Annotated in this window: 26 protein-coding genes; 23 read left to right on the forward strand and 3 right to left on the reverse strand. The window is 42.3% G+C overall.

The features are described 5' to 3' along the window. The 5 genes from NTZ10_02805 to NTZ10_02825 all read left to right on the forward strand — a co-directional run bounded on the left by NTZ10_02805 (position 1) and on the right by NTZ10_02825 (position 3,715). Entirely contained in the window at positions 1 to 360 is a 360-nt protein-coding gene (locus tag NTZ10_02805; GenBank protein ID MCX5749157.1) for an EamA family transporter, read from the forward strand. A 47-nt stretch (positions 361 to 407) separates the two neighbouring features. Further along, positions 408 to 929 carry a winged helix-turn-helix transcriptional regulator gene (locus NTZ10_02810; GenBank protein MCX5749158.1) on the forward strand — a complete coding sequence of 174 codons (522 nt, stop codon included), beginning with the start codon at positions 408 to 410 and terminating at the stop codon, positions 927 to 929. A 22-nt stretch (positions 930 to 951) separates the two neighbouring features. Next, positions 952 to 2,052 carry a DegT/DnrJ/EryC1/StrS family aminotransferase gene (locus NTZ10_02815; GenBank protein ID MCX5749159.1) on the forward strand — a complete coding sequence of 367 codons (1,101 nt, stop codon included), beginning with the start codon at positions 952 to 954 and terminating at the stop codon, positions 2,050 to 2,052. A gap of 66 nt (positions 2,053 to 2,118) precedes the next feature. Further along, positions 2,119 to 2,484, forward strand: coding sequence for a four helix bundle protein (locus tag NTZ10_02820; GenBank protein MCX5749160.1), 366 nt, complete (start codon positions 2,119 to 2,121; stop codon positions 2,482 to 2,484). Positions 2,485 to 2,605: 121 nt separating this feature from the next. Continuing rightward, a complete protein-coding gene (locus NTZ10_02825) occupies positions 2,606 to 3,715 on the forward strand; it encodes an NAD(P)/FAD-dependent oxidoreductase (GenBank protein MCX5749161.1) in 1,110 nt (369 codons plus the stop codon). On the opposite strand, the gene mtnA is transcribed toward NTZ10_02825, so the two are convergent. After that, entirely contained in the window at positions 3,701 to 4,756 is a 1,056-nt protein-coding gene (gene mtnA, locus NTZ10_02830) for an S-methyl-5-thioribose-1-phosphate isomerase (GenBank protein ID MCX5749162.1), read from the reverse strand. The genes NTZ10_02825 and mtnA overlap by 15 nt on opposite strands. Positions 4,757 to 4,833: 77 nt before the next feature. Between mtnA and lsrF the strand changes: the two genes are divergently transcribed. Both lsrF and NTZ10_02840 read left to right on the forward strand, forming a co-directional pair. Then, the gene (gene lsrF / locus NTZ10_02835) at positions 4,834 to 5,613 is read left to right on the forward strand and encodes a 3-hydroxy-5-phosphonooxypentane-2,4-dione thiolase (GenBank protein ID MCX5749163.1); all 780 of its coding nucleotides are present in this window, start codon (positions 4,834 to 4,836) and stop codon (positions 5,611 to 5,613) included. 15 nt (positions 5,614 to 5,628) lie between these two features. After that, on the forward strand, positions 5,629 to 6,606 hold the full coding sequence (locus NTZ10_02840; GenBank protein ID MCX5749164.1) for an alcohol dehydrogenase catalytic domain-containing protein: 978 nt from the start codon (positions 5,629 to 5,631) through the stop codon (positions 6,604 to 6,606). Positions 6,607 to 6,612: 6 nt separating this feature from the next. On the opposite strand, the gene NTZ10_02845 is transcribed toward NTZ10_02840, so the two are convergent. Continuing rightward, positions 6,613 to 7,140, reverse strand: a complete 528-nt coding sequence (locus NTZ10_02845) for an adenine phosphoribosyltransferase (GenBank protein MCX5749165.1) — start codon at positions 7,138 to 7,140, stop codon at positions 6,613 to 6,615. 2 nt (positions 7,141 to 7,142) lie between these two features. Next, complete coding sequence (locus NTZ10_02850) at positions 7,143 to 7,868, reverse strand: MTAP family purine nucleoside phosphorylase (GenBank protein ID MCX5749166.1); 726 nt, start codon at positions 7,866 to 7,868, stop codon at positions 7,143 to 7,145. Positions 7,869 to 8,019: 151 nt separating this feature from the next. Between NTZ10_02850 and pseB the strand changes: the two genes are divergently transcribed. From pseB to NTZ10_02930, 16 genes are read left to right on the forward strand one after another with little or no spacing between them, the layout of a single operon-like run. After that, a complete protein-coding gene (gene pseB / locus NTZ10_02855; protein ID MCX5749167.1) occupies positions 8,020 to 9,003 on the forward strand; it encodes a UDP-N-acetylglucosamine 4,6-dehydratase (inverting) in 984 nt (327 codons plus the stop codon). After that, entirely contained in the window at positions 9,000 to 10,133 is a 1,134-nt protein-coding gene (gene pseC, locus NTZ10_02860) for a UDP-4-amino-4,6-dideoxy-N-acetyl-beta-L-altrosamine transaminase (GenBank protein ID MCX5749168.1), read from the forward strand. The genes pseB and pseC overlap by 4 nt, the downstream gene beginning before the upstream one ends. Then, positions 10,130 to 11,011 (forward strand): aldo/keto reductase, encoded by an 882-nt coding sequence (locus tag NTZ10_02865; protein MCX5749169.1) that lies wholly within the window; start codon positions 10,130 to 10,132, stop codon positions 11,009 to 11,011. Before pseC ends, NTZ10_02865 begins: the two co-directional genes overlap by 4 nt. Then, the gene (locus NTZ10_02870) at positions 11,011 to 11,784 is read left to right on the forward strand and encodes a glycosyltransferase family protein (protein MCX5749170.1); all 774 of its coding nucleotides are present in this window, start codon (positions 11,011 to 11,013) and stop codon (positions 11,782 to 11,784) included. Before NTZ10_02865 ends, NTZ10_02870 begins: the two co-directional genes overlap by 1 nt. Further along, positions 11,784 to 13,094, forward strand: coding sequence for an aminotransferase class III-fold pyridoxal phosphate-dependent enzyme (locus NTZ10_02875; protein ID MCX5749171.1), 1,311 nt, complete (start codon positions 11,784 to 11,786; stop codon positions 13,092 to 13,094). The genes NTZ10_02870 and NTZ10_02875 overlap by 1 nt, the downstream gene beginning before the upstream one ends. Next, positions 13,094 to 14,194, forward strand: a complete 1,101-nt coding sequence (gene pseG / locus NTZ10_02880) for a UDP-2,4-diacetamido-2,4,6-trideoxy-beta-L-altropyranose hydrolase (GenBank protein ID MCX5749172.1) — start codon at positions 13,094 to 13,096, stop codon at positions 14,192 to 14,194. Before NTZ10_02875 ends, pseG begins: the two co-directional genes overlap by 1 nt. 13 nt (positions 14,195 to 14,207) lie before the next feature. Next, the gene (locus tag NTZ10_02885; protein MCX5749173.1) at positions 14,208 to 15,095 is read left to right on the forward strand and encodes a class I SAM-dependent methyltransferase; all 888 of its coding nucleotides are present in this window, start codon (positions 14,208 to 14,210) and stop codon (positions 15,093 to 15,095) included. 20 nt (positions 15,096 to 15,115) lie between these two features. Continuing rightward, positions 15,116 to 16,183, forward strand: a complete 1,068-nt coding sequence (locus NTZ10_02890) for an SPASM domain-containing protein (protein ID MCX5749174.1) — start codon at positions 15,116 to 15,118, stop codon at positions 16,181 to 16,183. Between the two features lie 3 nt (positions 16,184 to 16,186). Continuing rightward, positions 16,187 to 16,696, forward strand: a complete 510-nt coding sequence (locus tag NTZ10_02895; protein ID MCX5749175.1) for a GNAT family N-acetyltransferase — start codon at positions 16,187 to 16,189, stop codon at positions 16,694 to 16,696. Next, positions 16,693 to 17,463: a WbqC family protein gene (locus NTZ10_02900; GenBank protein ID MCX5749176.1), complete on the forward strand. Its 771-nt coding sequence runs from the start codon at positions 16,693 to 16,695 to the stop codon at positions 17,461 to 17,463. The genes NTZ10_02895 and NTZ10_02900 overlap by 4 nt, the downstream gene beginning before the upstream one ends. Next, complete coding sequence (pseI, locus tag NTZ10_02905) at positions 17,453 to 18,502, forward strand: pseudaminic acid synthase (GenBank protein ID MCX5749177.1); 1,050 nt, start codon at positions 17,453 to 17,455, stop codon at positions 18,500 to 18,502. Before NTZ10_02900 ends, pseI begins: the two co-directional genes overlap by 11 nt. Position 18,503: 1 nt before the next feature. Continuing rightward, on the forward strand, positions 18,504 to 19,625 hold the full coding sequence (locus NTZ10_02910; GenBank protein MCX5749178.1) for a GNAT family N-acetyltransferase: 1,122 nt from the start codon (positions 18,504 to 18,506) through the stop codon (positions 19,623 to 19,625). Then, complete coding sequence (locus NTZ10_02915) at positions 19,622 to 21,154, forward strand: oligosaccharide flippase family protein (GenBank protein ID MCX5749179.1); 1,533 nt, start codon at positions 19,622 to 19,624, stop codon at positions 21,152 to 21,154. Before NTZ10_02910 ends, NTZ10_02915 begins: the two co-directional genes overlap by 4 nt. Next, positions 21,154 to 22,860: a hypothetical protein gene (locus tag NTZ10_02920; GenBank protein MCX5749180.1), complete on the forward strand. Its 1,707-nt coding sequence runs from the start codon at positions 21,154 to 21,156 to the stop codon at positions 22,858 to 22,860. Before NTZ10_02915 ends, NTZ10_02920 begins: the two co-directional genes overlap by 1 nt. Next, positions 22,850 to 24,808 carry a hypothetical protein gene (locus NTZ10_02925; GenBank protein ID MCX5749181.1) on the forward strand — a complete coding sequence of 653 codons (1,959 nt, stop codon included), beginning with the start codon at positions 22,850 to 22,852 and terminating at the stop codon, positions 24,806 to 24,808. Before NTZ10_02920 ends, NTZ10_02925 begins: the two co-directional genes overlap by 11 nt. A 9-nt stretch (positions 24,809 to 24,817) precedes the next feature. Continuing rightward, positions 24,818 to 25,363, forward strand: a complete 546-nt coding sequence (locus tag NTZ10_02930; protein ID MCX5749182.1) for a methyltransferase domain-containing protein — start codon at positions 24,818 to 24,820, stop codon at positions 25,361 to 25,363. Positions 25,364 to 25,372: the final 9 nt, after the last annotated feature.

Here is a 25,372-nt window from a genome sequence, read left to right on the forward strand (position 1 = left end):
ATGAAGATACTTTTCGGAATATTCACCGTAGGATTTCTAGTGGCTTTTGGACAGGTATCGCTCAAAATAGGGTCAAAACTTATTCAGGGAACTAGAATATCCCTGCCGCTGTTTGCGGATCTGATAAAGAACCCCTTCATATTATTCGGCGGCTTTTCTTTTGCCGCGGGATTTCTCCTTTGGATAATGATACTTTCTAAGGCCAATCTCGGGACCGCTTATCCCGTGATGATGGGCACGGAGTTTTCATTGATAGTCCTTTTTTCGTACTTTCTTCTTAAAGAGCCTATGAACATCGGAAAGATCATCGGGATCATGGTCATCTTTATCGGAATTATAATCGTATCAAAGAACTTATAAAGCCCCTATGATTGTTCAAGAAATGAACACTATGTTATAATCTCCATATGGACGATAACGAACTGAAGGCAATTTCTGAAATACAAAGAAATTCCAGAGCTTCCCAAAGGGAGCTGTCAAAAATTCTCAATTTATCGCTTGGCATGACAAATATCATCCTGCACCGTCTCATGGAAAAAGGATATATGAAAATAAAGCAGCTTGACGGAAGAAAAGTCCAGTATTTTCTTACTCCGAAAGGACTGAGCGAGAAGCTCCGGAGGTCAAGGCAGTATTTACAGGATACAATACTCAATTTCGAGAAGATCAAAGAATTGATGAAAATGGCAATAGTAGAAAAAAAGGAGCAGGGATACAGCGATTTTTATATTTTCGGGGATTGGTACCTTGATCATATAATTGAGCTCGGATTAAAAGAAATAGGCGACAGATCAATATCATGCAAACGCGTTGATGATCTTTCCGGTTTAAAAGGTAAACATGCGGTTTTGTTCTGCGCGGGAGATGTCCCTGCTGTTTTGACCGGCAGCGGGGTAATTGTTGTGGATATCGCAAAAATACTTTCGTAGAAATATTAAAGGAGCAAACCGTATGCCAATCCCGATCTTAGACTTAAAAGCCGAATATAGATCAATTAAAAGCGAGATCGACACCGCTGTTGCGCAGGTGCTTGAAAGCGGCCATTTTGTACTCGGGCCAAATGTGGCGGCACTGGAAAAAGAGATCGCTTCTTACTGCGGGACAAAATACGGCGTCGCGGTCGCTTCCGGGACAGACGCCCTTTTCCTTTCACTTAAAGCGCTCGGGATAAAGGAAGGGGATGAAGTAATAATCCCGACACTGACTTTTTTTGCGACAGCGGAAGCGGTGTCTTATACGGGAGCAAGGCCGGTCTTTGCGGATGCCGACCCGGAAACACATAATATCGATGTCGAAAAGATAAAAAGTTCGATAACAAAGAATACAAAAGCGATAATGCCCGTACACCTGTGGGGACTTCCGGCGGAGATGGAAAAGATAATGGGCATCGCAAAAGAAAATGGTCTTTTTGTTGTCGAAGATTGCGCGCAGTCGATAGGCTCGGAATATAATGACAAGAAAACAGGTTCTTTCGGGAATACCGGATGTTTTTCGTTCTTTCCGACAAAGAATCTCGGGGCTTACGGAGATGCGGGTATGATCGTTACGGACGATGAAAAGATATTTGAAAAATTAAAACTTCTGCATTTGCACGGAAGCAAAGCCCGCGGGGTGCACGAGATGATAGGGTATAATTCAAGGCTTGATGAGCTTCAGGCGGCGGTACTCAGGATAAAACTTAAATACATCGATATCTGGAACGGGAAAAGAAGGACCAACGCAAAATATTACACATCCAGGTTCTCACAAGCCGGGATAAAATGTCCTGCTGAGCCGGAAGGCTTTAAACATGTCTATCATCAATACACAATTGAAGTGGACGACAGAGAAAAGGTATTGAAAAACCTGACAGAGCAGGGTGTTTCTGCTTTTATCTATTATCCCAATCCCGCGCACCTTCAGGCTCCCTACAGGGAGCTTGGATACGGTGCAGGCGATTTTCCTGCGGCCGAAAAAATAGGAACCAGGATGCTTTCGATACCGGTGCATCCTTTCTTATCGACTGAGGATGTCAAGGCTGTAGCTGATGCCGTAGTGGAAGCAGTGAAGTAAGGAAAAATGTCCAATTTCCAATGACCAATGTCCAATTAAGGAGTCGCCTGTGGCGACGGCATTTAAATGCAAAAACATGATATTTACGACAGAGTAACCGATTTTGTAGTAAGGGTTATTAAGTATTCAGAGAAAATATCAAAACTATTTTCGGGGAGAATTATTGCAAAACAAATGGTCCGGTCAGCGAGTTCCATCGGAGCGAATATGCAGGAGGCGGATGGTGCAACAACAAAAAAGGATTTTATAAACAAAATGGGCATCTCGAGAAAAGAAGCACAGGAAACCAGATACTGGTTAGACCTATTGAAAAAGGCTGACATTATCAAGAACCATGGCAATATTTTAGAGCTCGATAATTTGCATAAAGAGAGCGATGAAATTTCAAAGATCCTGAGCAGCATCATTAATAAGACGATTAAGAATCAATAATGGTAATGGAAAAATGTCCAATTTCCGATGTCTAATGTCCAATAAATGAATAAATCATTAGGAATTGGAAATTGGCAATTGGACATTGGAAATTTGTTTCGATGAAATTAAGTGTCTTCTTATGGAAAAGATTAAATATTCAATAATCGGCGCAGGAGTAATAGGTCTGGCCGTAGCTTATGCCCTTTCTCAGGACCAGAACGGCGAGATCGCGGTTTTTGAGAAGAACGATACTTTTGGGCAGGAAACCAGCTCCCGCAACAGCGAGGTCATCCACGCGGGGATATATTATGTCAAGGATTCACTGAAGAGCAGACTGTGCATGGATGGCAATAAACTTCTCTATGAGTTCTGTGAAAAGAACGCTGTAAAGCACAAAAAATGCGGAAAGCTTATCGTGGCAACGGACGGAGAAGAAGTCAAAAAGATAGAGAAAATATATGCCAATGCTGTTTCAATGGGCGTGCCGGGATTAAAACTGATCGGGCAGGACGAAATAAAGAAATATGAGCCTGAGGTGTCCGCTTTAGGCGCTGTTTATTCAAAAACCACGGGAATAATCGACAGCCACGGGCTTATGCAAAAGCTTTATGATCTGGCTAAAAAAAACAGGGTGATGTTTTCTTTCAAAAATGAAGTTATCGGCATCAGGAAAGAAAAAAATGGTTATGTTATAAAACCCCTGCAGGGGGACGAGGTCTTATCTGAGTTTGTAATAAACTGTGCCGGACTTGCGGGCGACAAGACCGCTGAGACGGCCGGTTTTGATATAGACAAGCTCGGATACAGGCTCCATTACTGTAAAGGCGATTATTTTGCGGTCCCGGGTGCGAACGGCAGATTAAGTCATTTAGTATATCCTCCGCCTCATGATAAAGGATATGGCCTGGGAGTCCACGCGACCATCGATCTGTCGGGACGTATCAGGCTCGGTCCGGATACTACATATGTGGACAGCATCGGTTATGATATCGATCCGGCGAAAGCAATAGATTTCTTTTCATCCGCAAAGAAGTTTCTGCCTTGGCTTGAAGAAAAAATGGTAGTTCCGGACACTTCAGGAATGCGCCCTAAGCTCCAGGGGCCGGATGACGGGATAAGAGATTTTGTGGTCAAAGAGGAATCGGACAACGGATTCCCGGGATTTATTAACTTAATCGGGATAGAATCTCCCGGGCTCACAAGTTGCCCGGCTATTGCTAATCTGGTCTCAAATTTAACAGGCAAATAAACTTCGTACCGCTTTCGTCGAGGGTTTTATTATCCCTTTTTCTGTGATTATTCCTGTTATGTATTTTGCGGGTGTTACGTCAAAGGCGGGATTAAGCGCTTTGGATCCGGGAGAGCAGACTAAAATTTTTCTGATGACCCCTTTTTTATCAGGCCCCGTCTGATACAGGACTTCTTTCATATCCCTTTCCTCGATAGGAATATCTTTTCCCGAACCGCATTTCAGGTCAAATGTCGAGGTGGGAGCGGCAACATAGAAAGGAATTCCGTATTCTTTGGCGCATATTGCTTTTTCAAATGTGCCTATCTTGTTTGCCGTATCTCCGTTGGCCGCTATCCTGTCCGCGCCGACAATCATAAGATCTACTTTTTCCCCTGACATCAGATATGCCCCGGCATTATCCGGGATTATCACGTGTGGGATATTTTCGTTCCTTAGTTCCCATGCGGTGAGCCTTGCACCCTGGCTTCTCGGTCTTGTTTCATCCACATACACAAATACTTCCTTCCCTTTCCTGGCAGCGGAATAAACAGGGGACAGGGCGCTTCCCCAGTCGACAAAAGCAAGCCAGCCGGCATTGCAGTGAGTTTCAACTGCGTATCCGCTTTTTATCAGTTTCTCCCCGAACTGTCCGATCTTTCTGCAGCTTTCAGCGTCTTCGTCAGCAATCGCCAGGGCTTCCTGTAAAGCTGTCTTGCGCGGATCTTTTGAGCCGGAGCCCTTTTTAAAGACCCTCTCGACCGCATAGAAGAGGTTCTGGGCCGTCGGTCTTGTGGATTCTATCTCCTTTTTAGCTTTGAGAATAAAGCTTTCAAAGCCCCTTTCAGGCGCCTCAAGATATGCCTGTGCCATCGCGAAGCCGGCCGCGGCACCTATGGCTCCCGCGCCGCGTACGGTCATTTTCTTTATTGCTACGCAGGTTTCTTTATATGTTTTAGATCTGAATACTCTAAAAGTGAAGGGCAGCAGGTTCTGTTCGATCATGAACACAGAACCGTTTTCCATCGAAACAGTCCGGTAATGTTTTTTGTTGACTTTCATATAGGGATTATAGCAAATATTCGTTGCTTGACAAATATAAAGGCGGTCATATAGGATTATTCCTAGGAGGGGAAAATGTGGACTGGGGAATGCAGAATAGATTAAATAATCTTATGCCGGGCGGGCGGTGTTTTTTCATGCCCATTGATCACGGTTACTTTCAGGGCCCGACATCAGGGCTAGAAAAACCGCGGGAGACCGTAAAGCCGCTTCTTCCTTATGTAGACGCGCTTTTTTGTACGAGAGGCACCCTTCGTGCGTGCATAGATCCAAAAAACACAAAACCGATAGTGCTCAGGGTTTCCGGCGGAACCAGTATGGTCGGGAAAGATCTGGCAAACGAAATGATCACAACTTCGATAGATGAAATAATCGCTCTCAACGCGTCCGCGGTCGGGGTCTCGGTTTTTATCGGGAGCAGCTACGAGAAGGAAACTTTAAAGAACCTGACTGACATGGTAAACCAATGCGAGAAATATGGGATCCCCGTAATGGCAGTGACGGCCGTGGGCAGGGAAATGGAAAAGAGGGATGCCCGTTATTTATCATTATGCTGCCGGATAGCTGCGGAACTGGGTGCAAAGGTCGTGAAAACATACTGGTGCGATGGCTTTGAAAAGGTCGTTGAAGGCTGCCCTGTACCGGTGATCATAGCCGGAGGCCCTAAATGCAATACAGAGACAGAAGTTTTTGAGTTCGTACACGACGGGATGAAAAAAGGCGCGGTCGGGATAAATCTCGGGCGCAATGTCTGGCAGAGCCCGCATCCCGTAGCAATAGCAAAAGCCCTGCAGGCGATCATCCACAAAAATGCTTCGGTTAAGGAAGCTCTTTCTATCTTTAACAGCAGCAAATAGATCAAAAACTAAACCATGAAAGCAGCGCAGTATCATAACAATAAGGATATCAGGATCATCGATATTCCTGTTCCCAAAATAGGCGAGGGAGAACTTTTAATAAAGGTCATCTCGAGCGGTATTTGCGGGACGGATGTCATGGAATGGTACAGGATAAAAAAAGCCCCGAGGATACTGGGCCATGAGATCGCAGGAGAGGTTGTCGAATCAAGATCTGATAAATTCAAAGTTGGTCAGAGGGTCTTTGTAAACCACCACGTACCTTGCAACAGCTGTAAATACTGCATGGCCGGGAACCACACTGCCTGCGAGACATTGCACAAAGGTAATTATGATCCGGGCGGCTTTAGCGAATTTGTCAGGGTACCGAAAATAAATGCCGATGCCGGCACGTATTTGCTTCCAGATAGCGTTTCCTATGATGAGGGAACCATGATAGAGCCGCTGGGTTGTGTAGTCCGCGGTCAGAGGTTGATCGACATTAAAAAAGGACAAACAGTCCTGATCCTGGGAAGCGGATTTTCCGGGCTCATGAATATCAAAATGGCAAAGCTCAAGGGGGCTTATGTCATCGCAACGGATATAAACGAGTTCAAACTTAAGAAGGCAAAAGAATACGGTGCTGACAGGATCGTAAATGCAACTACAAAGTTGGATATAAAAGCAGATAAGATAATCGTCTGTACCGGAGCATACCAAGCCATAGTTCAGGCTTTTGAAACGATAGACAGAAAAGGCACTATTTTGCTGTTCGCGATACCTGACAGGAATATCGAAGTCCCGACGGTAGATTTCTGGAGGAATGAAATAACGATGACATCATCCTATGGTGCGGGCCCGGTCGATCTTGAAGAGGCATTGACGTTAATAAATAACAAAAAAGTAGATGTTAAATCTTTTATTACACACAAATTTCCTCTTAATGATATCCAAAAGGGATTTGACACGGCAGCAAGCGCGAAAGATTCTATGAAAGTATTAATCAAGCCCTAATTAAGGTTAATCTCCTTCAAACTCTGTTTGCGAGTACACAGAGTAACCGGCGTCTTCCAGCTTTTTTCTCCCACCCAGGTCAGGCAGATCGACTATAAAAGCAAGCTCGATCACATCTCCTCCAAGCTTTTTGACGAGTTTTGTGGCTGCGGTTGCCGTGCCTCCGGTGGCAAGAAGATCATCAATAATAAGGACCTTCATTCCTTTTGCTATAGCGTCTTTGTGGATCTCGATGGCATCAGTTCCGTATTCAAGGCTGTATTCTTCTCTTTCGATTTCTGCCGGAAGCTTCCCCTTTTTTCTTATAGGGACAAAGCCTTTACCCAGAACAAAAGCGAGCGCACCCCCAATAATAAAACCCCTTGAATCGATCCCCGCGATCATATCAATATCTTTCTCTTTGTACCGGTTCATAAAATCGTCTATGCAGAGTTTTAGGCCTACGGGATCTTTGAGCAAAGTGGTAATATCACGGAACATGATCCCCTGTTTGGGCCAGTGCGGAACGGTCCTTATCCTTGATTTGATAGGCATCTTTATATCCTCCCTGCCACTTTGATCAGAAGTTTCTTCACTTTTTCGGCGTTATCCTTCATCCTTTGCATCACCATTTCATAAGTGACCGGTGCTTCATCGTCCTTCCAGCAGTCATAATCGGTAGACATCGCGATAGTCATGCCGAGCTCATTGGCAAGAATTACCTCGGGGCATGTAGACATGTTTATGATATCAGCGCCCCAGGCCCTGAACATATGGCTTTCAGACTTGGTTGAGAACCTCGGGCCTTCTATTGTGATAACGGTCACATCCTTGTTGTATGTGATACCCATCTCATCGCATGTCTTGCATAATATGTCGGTCATGGCATTATCATACGGCTGGCTCATGGACGTGTGGACAACGCTGTCATGGAAATAGGTCAAGTTCCTATGCCTTGTAAAATCAATGAACTGTGACGGAAAAACCAAATTTCCGGGTTTGATCTCTGCCCTGAGGGATCCCACGGCGGTCACAGCCAGGATATGAGTGCATCTTTCTTCTTTAAGGGCGAACATATTAGCGAGAAAATTGATCTTAGTGGGGGAAATTGAATGGTTCTTTCCGTGCCTTGCAAGGATGACCACATCCGTCCCGTCTATTTTTCCTGTTATAAGGGGAGAAGTGCAATGGCCAAACCTGTTGGATATCTTCTTTTCTTTTGGATTATCGAGGATATCCGGATTGTCCAGTCCCGAGCCGCCGATTATTGCTATTTTGGTCATATAAACTCCTTTATTTGTAATTCCGTGTATATATTATAATACTACATATATTATAGATATCGCATGCCTTGTATACAACCCTTGTTGACAAAAGAGATTAAAAAAGATAGAATGTTCAATAATTGAACAGTCAGTAAAGGAGTTTAAAAATATGAGTATATTTGACGGAAAAACGATCTTGATCACAGGAGGCACGGGGTCTTTTGGGAACAGATTTACTGAAATTATCTGCTCGGAGCATAAACCGGAAAAAGTCATTATTTTCAGCAGGGACGAGTTTAAGCAATATGAAATGCAAGAAAGGCTGAGCGGTGAAAAATATAAAGTGCTCAGATTTTTTATCGGGGATGTGAGGGACAAAGAACGGTTGAACAGAGCTATGAGCAATGTGGATTATGTGGTGCATGCCGCCGCTTTAAAACAAGTGCCGGCGATGGAATATAATCCGTCGGAGGCGATAAAAACCAATGTATTTGGGGCAATGAATATAATAGACTGCGCGATACAAAACAGGGTCCAGAAAGTAATCGCTTTGAGCACCGATAAAGCGTGCAACCCCATCAATCTTTACGGGGCCACAAAACTTTGTTCAGACAAACTTTTTGTTGCGGGCAATCATTACACACAAGGAGATAAGCCCAGGTTTTCTGTTGTTAGATATGGAAATGTTGTCGGAAGCAGGGGAAGTGTTATTCCGTTTTTTATCGAGAAAAAGAAAACCGGCGTTCTTCCGATAACGGACGAGAAGATGACGAGGTTCTGGATCACGCTGGAGCAGGGGGCTAGATTTGTCATTAAGAGCTTTGAGAGGATGTTCGGAGGCGAGATATTTGTCCCGAAGATACCGAGCATGCACATCGTAGATCTGGCAAGAGCGATAGCCCCGGAATGCAAGATCGAGATTATCGGCATACGCCCGGGCGAAAAATTGCATGAAGTCATGATCTCCGATGATGACGCAAGAAACACGGTTGAAATTGATTTTTCATATATTATTCAACCCGCGTTCCACTGGTGGGGCAACAGCAACCATACAAACGCTAAGCCTGTTCCTGAAGGGTTTCGCTTCAGCAGCGATACGAATACGCAGTGGGTCACGGTTGAGCAGCTGAAACAAATGATAAAAGAAAAATGAAAATACCTTATGCGACGCAATGGATAGATGACGACGACATAGATGCGGTCGTTAAAGCGTTAAAAACATCTCATCTGACCCAGGGGCCGGTCGTAAATGAGTTTGAAAAGCAAGTCGCTCTTTATTGCGGCGCAAAATATGCCGTTGCGGTGAATTCGGGCACCTCTGCGCTTCACGCGGCCTGCTTCGCGGCGGGTATCGGAAAAGGCGATGAAGTAATAACTTCCCCCATAACTTTCGTGGCTTCCGCCAATTGCGTGCTGTATTGCGGCGGAAAACCTGTTTTTGCCGACATCCAGGAAGACACAGTAAATGTCGATCCTCTTTCAATAGAAAAACATATCGGTTCAAGGACAAAAGCGATTATCCCCGTGCATTTTGCGGGCCATCCGTGCGACATGAAAGAGATAAAGCGGATCGCGGATAAGAGCAGTTTGATGGTGATCGAGGATTGCTGCCACGCGCTCGGTGCGGAAAATGAAGGCTCAAAAATAGGTTCTTGCAAGCATAGCGATATGGCGGTGCTGAGTTTTCACGCGGTAAAGCATATAACCACAGGTGAAGGCGGCATGGTGCTGACAAACAATAAAGATATTTACGAAAAGCTTTTAATGTTCCGGACGCATGGGATAACGAGGCAGCAGGACAAACTGGAGCGGCCTGATGAAGGCCCCTGGTATTACGAAATGCAGATGCTCGGATTTAATTACAGGATCACCGATTTTCAATGCGCTCTCGGCATCAGCCAGCTGAGCAAGCTTGAAATGTTCGTCAAGCGCAGAAGAGAGATCGTAAAGAAGTATAACGGCGCGTTTTCCGGGATAGACGGCCTGGTCATCCCTGTTGAGCGCGCCAATGTGAAAAGTGCGTGGCATTTATATGTTTTAAGATTGAAAAATGACAGGAAACTCATTTTTGACAGGTTAAAAAAGGCCGGCATCGGTGTCAACACGCATTATTTTCCTGTCTATCTCCAGCCGTATTATCAAAGCATCGGCTACTTAAGCGGTTTGTGCCCTAAGGCCGAAAACTATTATTCCCAGGCCATAACGCTGCCTCTTTTCCCGAAGATGAGCGATGAAGATGTTGAAACAGTGATAAAGGAAGTAAAAAAGGCAGTACAAAAATGAGCAAGATAGCCCTTGGAACAGCGCAATTCGGCCTCGACTACGGGATAAACAACAAAAGAGGGAAGATCCCGCAGGCAGAGATATTTGAAATACTGGACCTCGCATCACAAAACGGGATCGATATGCTGGATACCGCCCCGGCTTACGGCGGCAGCCAGGAAATTATCGGAGAATATCAGGCCGCTCACGGCAGCAGATTCAATGTGGTCTCAAAGCTTTCCAAAGGGTCATTTCCGGATATACAAAAAGCGATCGATGGTATTTTGACGGAAATAAGAGCGAAAACATTGTACGGTTTGATATATCACAGTATTGATGATTTTAAGGCAAATGAGGATAGCTGGAAAACACTCGAAGATAATAAGGCCAATGGCAGGATAAAAAAGATCGGTTTTTCACTTTATACCCCGCGTGAGCTTGAATATCTCTTTGAAAAGTCGGTAAGGTTTGATCTTGTGCAGGTGCCTTACAGCATTTTTGACCAGAGATTTAAAAAGTATTTTAAGGTGCTGAAAGAGAGAAATGTTGAGGTGCATGTAAGGTCCGTTTTCTTGCAGGGTTTGTTCTTTATGGATGCAAATAAGCTCGACCCATTTTTTCTCGGCATTAAAAACGAGCTTGAGCATCTTCGCGAGATAACTGATGAGCTCAAAATATCTATGGTGGATCTTTGCCTCGGATTTGCTTTGATGAACAACAGTGCCGATATGGTGGTCGCGGGAGTAGACGGCATTAACAATTTAAGAGAGATAATATCCGCTTTAACAAACCTAGACGCAATAAAAAACATATACGAGAAACTTCTTGATCTGGAGATTGATGATGAAAAATTTCTGCTTCCGTTCAATTGGAAATTATGCGCTAAAGGGGCTATTTAATGAATGTAGTTGCGATAATCCAAGCCAGGACAAGTTCGACAAGATTGCCTAATAAAGTTCTTCTTGATCTTGAAGGCAAGACAGTGCTTGAACGGGTAATTGAAAGGGTATCAGCCGCGAAGACCGTTGACAGAGTGGTCGTGGCGACCAGTATAGATAAAAGCGATGATGCGATAGAAGAGATTTGTAAAAAAGCCGGCATCGATTGTTACAGGGGATCTCTTGAAGATGTTCTTGACAGGTACTATCAGGCGGCAAAAAAGTATGGAGCCGATAGTATTGTCCGAATAACTGCCGATTGCCCTTTGATGGACCCGTCTATTATTGATTCGACCGTAAGTAAATACATTAGCAGTGGAGCAGATTATATTTCCAACGCTTTAAAAGAGACATTCCCTGACGGAGAAGATGTCGAGATATTTACTTTTAAGGCATTAGAGCGAGCGTGGAATGAATCAAAAAAAACTTCGGAACGTGAGCATGTGACACCTTATATCAGGAACAATACAAATATTTTCAAGATAGCGGGATTTGAGGCTGACAGGGATTTGTCGGAAAAAAGATGGACATTGGACAATGCGGAGGATTATGAGTTTTTGGTAAAAGTATATTCCCGCCTTTATAAAACGAATCCGCTCTTTGGATTGGAAGAGATATTAGAGTTATTAAAAAACGAACCCGATCTAAATAAGATAAATAGTCATATTGTCCGCAATGAAGGGTATGCGAGATCATTGCGTGATGATAAATCAGTAAAAGAGGAGGATTTGTAATGGGAAAAGGACAAGAATTATACAAGAGGGCAAAACAAATAATTCCCGGAGGCACGCAATTGCTTTCTAAAAGGCCGGAAATGTTCTTGCCGGACCTATGGCCGGCTTATTATGATAAAGCAAAGGGCTGCGAGGTTTGGGACCTGGACGGGAATAAATATATTGATATGAGTTACATGGGAGTGGGGTCTTGTATTCTTGGATATGCTGATCCGGATGTTAATGCCGCTGTTGAAAAGGCCGTTAAAAACGGTTCAATGTGTACACTTAACGCGCCGGAAGAGGTGGAATTGGCCGATCTGCTCTTAAACCTTCATCCATGGGCGGAAATGGTGAGATATGCCCGCACAGGCGGAGAATCAATGAGTATTGCAGTCAGGATAGCAAGGGCGGCCACTAAAAAAGATATGATACTTTTTAGCGGATATCATGGTTGGCATGATTGGTATTTATCTTCAAATCTGGCTGATGATAAATCCTTGGACGGCCATCTGTTGCCGGGGCTATCTCCGAATGGTGTTCCAAGAGGATTGTCGGGCACTGCAAAACCTTTTATTTATAATGATACTGACGGATTCCTTTCCTTAATAGAAAAATTCCGAGGGAAAATCGCGGCTGTCGTTGTGGAAACAATAAGAAGCGATGATCCGAAACCGGAATTCCTTGAAACGATCAGAAAAGTAACAAAAGAAAATGGAATTGTGATGATCGTTGATGAGGTGAGTTCCGGATGGAGATTGAATGTGGGAGGCGCGCATCTTCTTTTTGGGATCGCGCCTGATATCGCGGTATTCGCTAAGGGGATCAGCAATGGATTTCCGATGGCTGCAATTATCGGGATTAAAAATATAATGCAAACGGCGCAGGACAGTTTTATAAGCAGTACTTATTGGACAGATAGGATTGGTCCCGCTGCAGCTCTGGCGACGATAAGAAAAATGAAAATACACGATGTGCCAGATCACCTGATAACTGCCGGTAAAAAAGTAAAGGCGGGCTGGCAAGCATTGTCTTTAAAGCACGATTTAGATGTCAAGGTATCGGGAATGGATCCCATCGGGCATTTTGACTTTAATTACAAAGACCCCCTGATTTTAAAAACGCTGTTTACGCAATTAATGCTTGGCAAAGGGATTTTGGCAACAACAGCTTTTTATGCATCTTATGCTCATAAAGATAAGCATGTTAAGTATTATTTAAATTCTGCGGATGAAGCCTTTGGCTTTATTAAAAAGGCCATATTAGAAGGCAATCCTCAAAAGTATTTAAAAGGCCCAATATGTCATTCTGGTTTTAAAAGGTTAACCTAGTGGAAAATAATGTCATTATCAGGGTGGATTCTTCGCCAGAAATAGGAAGCGGCCATTTAATGCGGTGCTTGGCACTGGCGGATAAATTGCATGAGAAAGGTATGCAAGTCTCATTTATATGCCGTGAACTGCGGGGGAATATATGTCAACTGATCGATGAGAAAAAACATAAATTATTTCATTTGCCATATTATGGTAAAGGGGCTGAAGGTGATGATAAGTCCGGATATTTAAATTGGCTGGGTGTGTCTTTTCAAAAAGATGCAGATGAGACAGTCAAAGTCATAAATAACAAATTAGGGAGTGTTGAATTGTTGATCGCCGATCATTATGCTTTAAATGAAGAATGGGAAAAATCAATACGTCCGTATGTTAAAAAAATAATGGTTATCGATGACCTGGAAGACCGTAAACACGATTGTGATATTCTGTTGGATTGCAACTATAATACTCCCGATAAAGAGAGATATGTTAACTTAATACCCAAATATTGCAAGCTGCTTTTAGGCCCTAAATATGCCTTACTCAGGAATGAATTTATAGAAGCAAGAAGACAATTAAAGGAAAGAACCGGAAGAGTAGACCGGATTTTAGTTTATTATGGCGGGGCCGATCTTACCAATGAAACGAAAAAAACAATTAATGGCCTTATACAATTAAATCGTCCGGAAATTGAAATAAATGTGATCATCGGGGCTTTAAATAAGAATAAAATAAATATTGAGAAAATGTGTTCCGCTCTCCCTAATGCGAAATGTTATTCGCATATAAATAATATGGCCCAAATAATGATGTCGGCGGACCTGTTTATCGGTGCGGCAGGGATCACAACCTGGGAAAGGTGTTGTTTGGGCTTACCATCGATCGTGATAACTGTGGCAAATAACCAAGTAAAAATTATCGAAAATATGGCAAAAGATGATTGCCTGTATCTATTGGGAGAAAATTATAAAGTAAATGATAAGGATATTTGTGCGGCAGTTAAATATATGATCGATCATCCGGAGGTGTTGAAGAGTTATTCTTTAAACTCGATTGATCTTGTGGACGGAACGGGGGCCGAGAGGTGCGCTGATTTGATAAACAGCATTAATAATTGAAAGGACAATATCAATGGGAAAAGAAAAATATAAGATAATAAAAGATCCAAAACATGATTATTTGCGAATAGATCCAATCCCCACCCAGCAAGAAGTTGAGCGGTATTATAAGGAAGAATTCTACTCGTCAGCATACAAACAATTTAACGATTCTTCCCTTAAGGTGCAAAAAGAGGAACAAGAGTTCTTTAAAAGTCGATGGGAAAGCATTTGCAATATATGTATGAATATCTACGGCGGGCTGGAAGGGTTGTCTTTATTTGACATCGGTTTCGGATATGCCCAGGCGCTTTTATATTTCAGGGAAAAAGGCATGAAAGTCAGTGGTTTAGAGCCTTCACCTGAAGGTGTAGAATATGCAAAATCTCAGGGGTTGGATGTGTTTCAGTCTGGAATTGAGGATTTTTCCTGTGTAGGATCGAGACGCTATGACATTGTTACGCTAATCAATGTCCTGGAACATCTTCGCGATCCGGCAGATGTTTTAATGAACATAAAAAAACAACTATTAAAACCCAACGGATTATTGGTCTTAGATGTGCCCAATGAGTTTAATGACTTTCAGACAGCAGCCAATGAGGAATATTCGCTCGATGAATGGTGGGTCTGTCCGCCAAACCATATTAATTATTTTTCCGGAAATTCATTGAGTAAACTGTTGAATGATTGTGGATATGAAATAAAAAGCAAGGAGGCATCTTTTCCTTTAGAGATATTTCTGCTAATGGGAGATATTTATGTCGGGAATAATGAACTTGGCGGAATATGTCACAATAAGCGTGTTAAGTTCGAATATCTTATGAAAAAGCACGGTAAAGGCCAAAAATTAACCAAATTTTATCAGGCTTTGGCTGACCTTGATCTCGGAAGACAAACAGTGGTTTATGCGACCCCGAAATAGAAATTAGAGGAGGGATATTTATGGAGTTTGTTGATCTTAGCCGATATTTGCCAGTTAAGGGAGAGGAAATATTGCCATTCAGTGAGCTGCGCAAAATGAAGCCGGTATGGCTTACGTCAGATCTTCAGATCGTAGATGAGCCTGAAAATATGACTTATGCTAAGTATTTAGCAGAAAAGGGGATCGCGGTTACGGCCATAAGAAAACGACCTCCCTTTTCAAAGTATATAGACAGGACCTCTTTCCCGAGGCGGATACTATTTGAGATGACCAGCAGATGCAATTTTGAATGTCGGATGTGTCCCCAGCAAAACCTAAAGCGGCCTCGTATGGATATGCCGGGTGAGCTTTACAGAAAAGTTGTTGATGAAATAGATAAATATGGTGTCGAAGGTCTCTGGTTGTATCATTTAGGGGAATCTCTTTTGCATCCGGAATTTCGCGATAATCTTAAGCATATCAGCACAAAGAAGAATCTCGGGGTGATCTGGATGAGCACTAATGGACAATATTTTAATGAAGATAATATTCGATGTGTTCTTGCGTCAAATATTGATTATATCAATTTTTCCGCGCACGCTGTAACAAAAGAAACATATAAAACCGTGGCTTCTCAAGGAGATTTTGATGTTGTTCAGGGCAATTTGGAAAATTTTTATTCAATTAAAGGAACGGACAATCTCCCTCGAAAACCATATTTACATTGCCAGATGATAGAACAGGAGACAACTAAACATGAGATCGATGCTTTTATTGCCAAGCATTATAAGCGCGCGGAAGTTGTAAGCATAAACATGCTTGAGTATGTCAATCTCCCGAATAATGCTTATGGTTTAAAGCAAAGAGAGCGCAAACCGTTGACTTCTTGCATGCGCATATCCAGAAATGATTGTTTTATATGTTCAAATGGCCACGTAACGCTTTGTGACGCGGCTTATAATGGCGAAATATTTCTTGGGGACGTTAATAAACAGGCTCTTTATGATATTTGGAATGGCCAGGAACGCAAGAAAATACTGGAGCTTAACAAACAAGGACGAATGAGAGAAATTGAAATATGTTCAAAATGTACGGACTACGATATTTAAGCCATGAGAGAACATGCGAACATTTCTTTAAATGAATTTACCGGTGATCACATAAACCAGGCCTATGAATGGGTGAAAAACCCCGGGTTCAAACATTTATTTTTATTGAGGGGAGAGATTACCTTCGAAGGGAACCAGCGTTATTTCGAGAAAGTTATGTCGGATCCTTGTCAAAAAGTATACGCCATTTACTATAACGGGAAACATATCGGTAATTGCGGAATTAAAGATATATCGCTAAAAAACAAGGAAGCAGAGATCTGGATTTATATCGGGGACCCTTCATTGCGGGGGAAAGGCGTCGGATCGCAGGCCACTAAAAAACTGCTAATAGAAGCAGCTAAAAAATTCGGTATAGAAAAGACATATTTGCATGTCGCAGAATATAATACCGCCGCAATTAAAATGTACAAAAATCTTGGATTTAAAGAGGTCCCATTAAGAAAAATGGAAGGTGAATGGTCAGGCCGCGGTTGTGAAATAATATATATGGAGTTAAAAAATATTTTATGAATGTAGCCATGATGCAGCCGACATTTTTACCCTGGACAGGATATTTTGAGCTGATCAGCAAAGCGGAAAAATTCATCATCCTGGACGATTTTCAGTTTTCAGTCCAAAGCTATCATCAGCGCACGCGTCTTTTCATTGACAAGGCAAGGATTGCCTGGTATACAGTCCCGGTCAGGAAGGATATCTCATTTGGGAAGCCGCTCAACGTTACCAGAATAAACGAGGATCTTCCTTGGCGGAAGAAAATGGCGAGGTGCATCGAGCAGAATTACGGCAAGGCCCCTTATTTTAAAGAATTATATCCTCAAGTCAGTGAATGGTTATTAAAACCGGCAGATTCACTTTCTGCGCAGAATGTCGCTTTTATTAAATTGGCTTGTGAAATTCTTGGTTGGCAAAAAGAGATTATCTACAGCTCGCAATATCCTTCGACGTTAAAAAGATCCGCTAGAGTGTTAGATCTGTTGCGCCGGGCCGGGGCTAAACGTTATCTCTGCGCGAGGGGCGCATTTGAATACATGAAAGCCGAAGGGCTCTTTCCTGTCAACGACATTGAGGTTGTTTTTCAAAATCACCATCCCCAGCCATATCCGCAGGTCGGTTCGCCGGCAGAATTCGTTCCTTATTTGTCAATCCTGGACGCTCTTTTTAATGTTGATCCGGCACGTGCGGCCGAACTTGCAAATACAGGAACAACCAAATGGCTGACATGGCAGGAGATGGCCAAGGCGGCCGGTGAACAAAAGGAGAATCTCGATGAAAATTAAGATAGGGAAGAGATCGGTCGGGGAAGGCTGCGAGCCGCTCATTGTTGCTGAGATGTCTGGTAATCATAACCGCTCACTCAAGCGGGCGCTGGCGATAGTTGACGCGGCTGCTAAGGCCGGAGTTCATGCTTTAAAAATCCAAACATATACTGCCGATACGATGACGCTCGATCTGAATTGCGGAGAATTTTTCATCAAGGACAAAAAAAGCCTCTGGAAAGGAAAATCTCTTTATGAACTTTATAAGCGGGCCGCAACCCCCTGGGAGTGGCATAAGGTGATCTTTGACCGATGCAGGGAACATGGGATCATCGGTTTTAGCACGCCATTCGACGCGACCGCTGTCGATTTTTTGGAAAAATTGAATGTTCCCTGCTATAAGATCGCTTCCTGTGAACTGGTGGATATTCCGCTGATCAAGAAGGCGGCATCGACCGGTAAACCGCTGTTAATGTCGACCGGCATGGCGACACGTCGGGAGATAGCCGAAGCGATCGGCGCGGCCAGAAAGGCAGGCTGCCGTAAATTGGTCCTGCTTAAATGTACCAGTTCTTATCCGGCTGATCCAAAGGATTCAAATCTAGAGACCATTTATGATATGAAAAAAAGATTTGGATGTGAGGTCGGTTTATCAGATCATACATTAGGGATCGGGGTATCTTTAGCAAGTATTGCATTGGGAGCGGCAGTTATAGAAAAACATTTTACATTATCAAGAAAAGATGGCGGGGTTGATTCGGTTTTTTCTATGGAGCCCGATGAGATGCGGATGTTAGTTGAGGAAGCAAGTATAGCGTGGCGATCCTTGGGGAAGATATCTTACGAGCTATCCAGTAAGGAAAAAAAATCGCTTGTATTTAGGCGATCATTATATGCCATAAAAGATATTAAAAAGGGAGAAACTATTACAAAAGATAATGTCAGGTCTATAAGACCCGGGTTAGGGCTTCCGCCGAAATACATTGATGACATTATTGGCAGGAAAATTAACAGAAACATCACTAAGGGGACGCCGATGAGATGGGACATTATGAAATAGAATGTTGCATGAAATAATTCAATTAACGGAAGACAATCATCCTCTTTGGGGTGAACTGTGCCAAAAATCAAATGATGCCTGGTTCTGGCATACGACAGAGTGGATGAATTATTGTATTTCTTATGGTTTTGAGAAGCACAGGTCTAAAAACCTCAGTTTTATAATGATCGATGATTCTGGTCCCATAGCCATTTGCCCATTAGTATTGGAAAGTCACGCAGGGCCTGACGGCAAGGAAAGACAAGAGTTCTCTATTTCCGGAAGCGGAGGATATTTAGAAATGCCGGCAGTCAGGAGCAACTTAACCAAAGGGCATACGGACAAAATTATGGATGAAATACTTGAAACGATCGATCAGATGGCTGTTCGTCATCAAGTGTCCAGGGTGTCATTCAGATCTGCTCCATTGGCTCAACAAAGATATAATATCAATTCATTTGAAAAATTCGGATATCTTGACTGTTCACTAAGCACACATGTGATCGACCTTAAACTTTCGTTAGCCGAGATCTGGAGCGACGTCAGGAAAGGGCATAAGTATGATATACATCGCGGAGAAAAAAATTTCATTATCCATATTTATGACAAGGATAATGCGGATAAATCGATTTTTGATCAATACAGGCTTCTTCACCACAAAGCTTCAGGCCGGGTGACCCGCCCAATAGAAACTTTTGAAATGATGTATGACTGGATCGTGCGTGGGCTGGGCATGTTGTGTGGTGTATGTCGGAACGGACAATACGCAGGTTTTTCATATATAAGCCTGTATAAAGATTCTGCTTATTATACCTCAGCAAGTGATGACCCTGATTTTCAGACAGATGTGCCCATCTCCCATGTCATACAATGGTCGGTTATCAAATGGTTGAAAGAAAAGGGATTTCAAACCTACGAGATAGGCGGGCAGCATTACGGGCCACATATTTATGATCTGCCTTCAGCAAAGGATGGCAGCATTGCTTTTTTCAAACGCGGATTTGGCGGAAAACAGCTTCCGTTGTACCGCGTAGAAAAATATTTTGATCGTGATTATATGAGGTTATCATATGAACTCAAGATAAAAGCTTTGCAGGAAAAAGCCTCAAAAGAAATGATCAAAGAAGGAGCCACCCCCGGATGATCCTAAAGAATATCAAAGCAGTTTTTCTTTCTAATATTTTGATCCAGATTATCGGCTTTATCGCTTCATTTATTATAAAACGATTTATAGAGCCCTCTCTCATGGGTGTATGGAACCTGGTCAATATCGTTGTTAGATATATCCTGATGTTGAATTCGGGCGTTGGGTCGGCAGCCCAGAGGGAGATCCCTTACTTGGCCGGCAGGAATGACAAAGATGCGGAGGAAAAAACGAAGCAGACTTTTTTTGCCGTCATAGTTATTGAGCTTTTTGCCGCCACGGTGCTGTTTTACTGCTTCTTCTTTTTTAAGCGCGACATATTTCAGTCCAATCTTTGGTACCTTTTTTTGGCGGCGCCGTTCTATGCTTTTACAACCCGGATCTATGATGCGTTTGTGACAGTTTTTCAGGCACACCAGGAATTTGTGAAATTAAGCAAGCTAAATGTTCTCTTTTCTGTAGTAAATATTGTCCTTTCCGTGGCGGGCGCACTGTTTTTCGGGATCACGGGCCTTTTTGTGGGGATCGGCATATTCTATTTGTATAGAATTTATAAAATATGGGCACTTTCAAAACAAAGCGAAATAAAAATAAGCATTAAATTTCACTGGGATACTTTTGTGAATCTAATAAAGATAGGATTTCCACTTGAAACCGGCTCTTATTTTTATGGGCTCTTTATTACTATTGACAGCCTGCTTGTTGCCAAATGGCTTGGGGTCACTTCGCTTGCCTTTTATTCCATGGGATTAGCAATTTCAAGACAGATGGGAGATTTTCCCACGCAAGTAAATACTATTATCTTTCCAAGGATCATGAAAAAGTTTGGACAAAACCACAATCTTCGGGAGATATCAAAGGACGTTTATGTGTTTTTTATCGGTAATCTGCTTATCATAATCCCTTTTCTTGTTCTGTTTGTCGTATTCGTGGGCCCGTGGCTCGTCAGGCTTTTTATCAGAAATTACATAGAAAGCATTCCTTCTCTTGTCATCCTGGCATTTTCAATGTTCTTTATCCCACAGATACACTTGCCGTTTAATATATTCCTGTTAAAAAAGCAAATGATAAAAGTGGTCGGGTATACTGCGCTGAACTTCATAATACTTCTTACGTCGATTTTTCTCATTAACTTCCAATCACCAAGCCTAATGATGATAGCTGTATCTGTCTTGATCGGTCAGTTTATATGTTTTATTGTTGTATTTTGGGATTCCATGACAGATGTGTTGACATTAAAAGAAAAAATAATAGTATTGCTCTTCCTACAGGCGGCATTTTGGTCATGCCTGATCATCATGCTGGTCCTTGAAAGGATATTTCCGTCATCCATGTCCAGGGGCGCAGACACGATCAATATGTTGATAAAAACAACGCTCTCTTTCATTATTTGCGTGCCTATAGCCGTCTGGGCACTTGCCTTTACAGGAACATGGGACAAGGTAAAGGACGAAATATATTCGACGCTAATTAATTTCAGGACAAGGTTCGGATTTACTGCTGTCGATTCAAACACAGAGGCCGAATGATGAAAAAAGCAATGCTGGTCAATTCGCTGGAACAAGCAAAGTATGCGATAAGTATCATTGATCCAAAAGGTGAGTGTGATATCTTTTGCCTGGATTATCTGACATATAAGACATCTTCGGAAGGGCGGCAGCTTAAATATTACTATCAAAATACCAGCTATTGCCCTAGGAAAGACTTTGAACTCCTTGTCAACAGCTGGCATAAAGACAAGCAAGGTCGTGATGTTACCTGTTATGAAGGCATCTCCGCGGGTCATATCATGAATAATTTAATTACCATGTCACTAGCAACGATCATAAGAGAATGGAACAATATAAAAGAAAAATGCGGTAATTACGAACACCTTTATATTCCGGAAGACATGCCCCCGTTAACATCTTCTGTTATTGAATGCTATTGCAATAATAAAAGCATTGTGTTTTCAAAGTACAACTGCAAATCCGAGATACAATCACTTAATACTTGTGATGAGCGAATAATTGGGTGGTACCCCCAAAGCAGTTTTAGAACGATATTAAGTAATCAATTAAGAAATCTCACGAGCCGGATTAAAAACAATAGGATACTATTTATCCTTGATTGGACTTACAGGCCAATTCTAAACATATTGCCTCAATCATCCTACATCGGCTTTGATTATCTAATCGCTTACTTGAATGTTTTTCGCAAGGCAAGGGTCAAAAAGCTTTTTGATAAGCTGCAGGAACTCGTCGAGATTAGCGTCAACGATGAGGAGAAATGGAGAAGATGTGACTTCATCGAAAAGGGTTGTCGAAAGTTAGTAATAAATTATATTAAACATATATTCAAGGTCAATAGAAAAAAGTATGAATACACGTTAAATATGTTTGAGCAGGTATTTAGCGATCTAAAACCGCAATTATTTGTTGTTCCGTCAGACAAATACGATCCGTATGCTATTGGCTTGCAAGTAGCAAAAAAGCACGGAATTAAAACAATGCTGCTCGTAGATGGATATTATGCTTCAAAACCAGAAAACACGGATGAATACGGAAAATACTTATTCGATTATTATGCGGCTTTCGGAGAGGCGGCTCGCGCAGATTTTAAATTATTCGGAATCAATAACAGTGAAATAATCAATATGCCGGCCATATTATTGGGCAATTACTTTGATCCGATGCCCGATGAAGAAAGATACCAGGTTATAGTTATGACATGGATACCAAATCATGAAAACCCAAATGTAAATCTCAATTATCCTGCGAAATATCTTATAGAGACAATAGAGCTGCTAATCTCTATGGGATACAAGAATATCGCTGTGAAAATGAAGTCCGGCAGGGAACGACAGTATGTCGAAAGGATAGCAGCTTTATTTGGGGCTTCTATAAAGATCGGGATCATCTGCGGCTTATTCAAGGATGTGGCAGGCCTGTCAGATACTTTTATTGGCGGAGTATCCTCGGCAATCACGGAGATCGGTTTTCTTAAAAAGAAATATTATATCTATGAGCCGGAGGAAAATGGCAATGATTTCTCAATTGAAAGTGCGCCAAACATGTTCCAAAAACTTAACATCGCAAGAACAATCGATGAATTAAGCGATAATCTTACCTCCGGCAGGCAGGCGCTGGCCGCAGAGGGAGAATACTTCTTCGGGTTGAAGACAAACAACAAGCAGGAATATGAAGAGAAAGTCAAGTCTGCTTTTGCAAGGTGGACCGGTGGAAATGAGCAATAAGAATATTAGCAACAAAAAACTGATCGTTCTTGGCAGAACTGCAAGCGAAGGCGACTGCAGGCGTATAGTTGCCGGTTGCGATGATGCGCTTATTTGCGACTTTTCGGAATATTATCAGATAAACCGTGACGAACTTTTAAAGCGCGCCAAAGAGGGCCTGCATATCGAACTTTCGGCAATATTTCACAAAGTGCAGGAGGATATGAGAGATAAATATCTTGACTTTATTGCTGATTGGCCCAATAAAGTATTATGGCGCGGGAAGGATTTTAAAGAGCTTTTTGCCTGGAAGGGAATAAGCCTTTGGTGGTTCAGCGAGCCGGCGAGGAAGGTTATCGGGGAATACGGAGAATATTCAAAGATCTGCGAGATATTCACAATAAGAGATATTATTAGTTCGTGCGGTATTGATAGCGTTCAATTAATTTCGTGCCCAAAAGCCTTTCGCCCCACGCTAAAGAAGATCTTTCCGAAAATAAGGATCTCACATATTGGTCCCGCTAAGGAATGCGGACTATTAAAACATCTGCTCAGAAGAATAATAGTAATGTTTAATGCAATCCTCATAAAGTTCATTTTTAATGACAAAAGCAATAGATACGGAAAAGATAGGATCGGTATTATCTCATTCAATCTTTATAATTGGATAGAGAGCAATAAGGTGCCGGTAGACCGCCTGTACCAGGGACTTGTTGAAGACAAAAGCCTCGGGAATGTGTTTGACTGGATATTTGTCACATCCGCTAATATGGTCGATCTGATCCGCAAAAAAAAACTGAAGGATACTTTGGGGCTTTTCAGAAGGATCAGGGACCATTATGGAAGATCATCATTAACATTCGTGGAAAACAAGATCGGTTTCAGCCAAATTGTATTACGGTTTGTCGATTGTTCCGCAATAATCAGATATTTGTTGCTGGCAAGAAAGAAAGAGTTTAGGGACAGCCTGACAATCGAAGGGGTCAACATATTTGATATTTTTCATAATGCCTTTGTCAAATCATTTGTTGTGAATACATTTGAGTCCCAGATGTTGTCGGAATGTTTTTATCGCCTGAATAGGGACGTAAAACACGAGACATATGTAACTTATGCGGAATTCTTCCCGACCGGCAGGGCGGTGATACACGGGGTAAAGAGGGCTGATACAAAATCCAGGATAGTCTGGCATCAGCATTCTATGCAAACCAAAGGAAAGACAATGTTTATCAACAGGATCGGTGAAACAAATAAGTCCGGAAGTAAAAATTATGTGCAGTCTTTTCCGATAGCGGATAAATATCTGATGTGGGGAAAGCAGGCAAGGTCGGTAGTCGCTCCGGGTTTTCCGGAGAGCAGGATAAAACTTATAGGGTCCTATAAGTATGTTGATAATTTCTATGCAATTGCAAGCCATAAGGAGGAATCAAAAGGCGGTAAAAAAAAGATATTGATAGTGCCCTCAAATTACCGCAGGGACTGGCTTTTCCTGTTTAATATCATTTTTAACGCATTAAAAGATGCGGGAAATCAATATGATGTGAAGGTGACAAAACATCCGGCTGTCCAAAAAGAGATGTTCATTAACGATCTTAAGAGATTTAAAGGCGGGGTGGATGTTGTCTACAGGGACAGCACGTCAGATGCTCTTACAGAAGCGGATATAGTGATAGGAGGGGTCACTACGGTCATTCTCGACGCAATACTGGCCGGGAAATTTGCTATTATATGTAAGAGTCCTAATGATATATACTATGGTATAGACAAGGATGATTTTCCGGAGAATTCGCAGGAGGTGGGAATAGCTTTTGTCTGCAATCATCAGGAACTGCGAAAAAGCCTGCAGGATTTTAGCAGCAGCGGAGTTGATGAGCTTATTAATAAAAGAAGAAAACTTGTTGACGATATTCTTGAATATCGCGGTCCGTTGGTGAAAGAAAAGTTTTGGGAAGAGGTAAGACAATACTAATATATTAACATGCAACAAGAAAAAATAAGACTAAATATAGGTTGCGGCAATGATATCAGGCCAGGTTATATCAATTGCGACAAAGTAGCAATAGAAGGGGTGGATAAAGCAGTTGATCTTGATGCTAGGCTGCCCTTTGAGGATAATAGTGTTAATGAAATAGTCCTCATCGATGTGCTTGAGCATGTTCAGGATTTTATAGGATCTATGGAAGAGCTTTGCAGGATCTTGGAAAAAAATGGGCGGCTTATTATACAGGTACCTTATTGGAATAGCTGGTGCGCCGTGGCCGATCCGACGCACAGGCGTGGTTTTCATGAAAAAGTATTCAATTTTTTTGATCCGGACAGGGAAGAATGCAGGGAAAGGCACTATTACACAAAAGCCAGGTTCAGGATTATTTCTTTAAATCCGGTTTTGTACCCGTTTTCACCATCCTTCAGATCCAAAAAAAGAGAAATAAAGAATAAATTATTGAAAAAGGCGGTGTTTTTTCTGGGCAACTATTTGAATAATATCATCATAGATCTGTCTGTGATACTTGAAAAAGCATAAGGAGAAGAA

Source organism: Candidatus Saganbacteria bacterium (assembly GCA_026387835.1).
GTDB lineage: Bacteria > Margulisbacteria > WOR-1 > JAKLHX01 > JAKLHX01 > JAPLKZ01.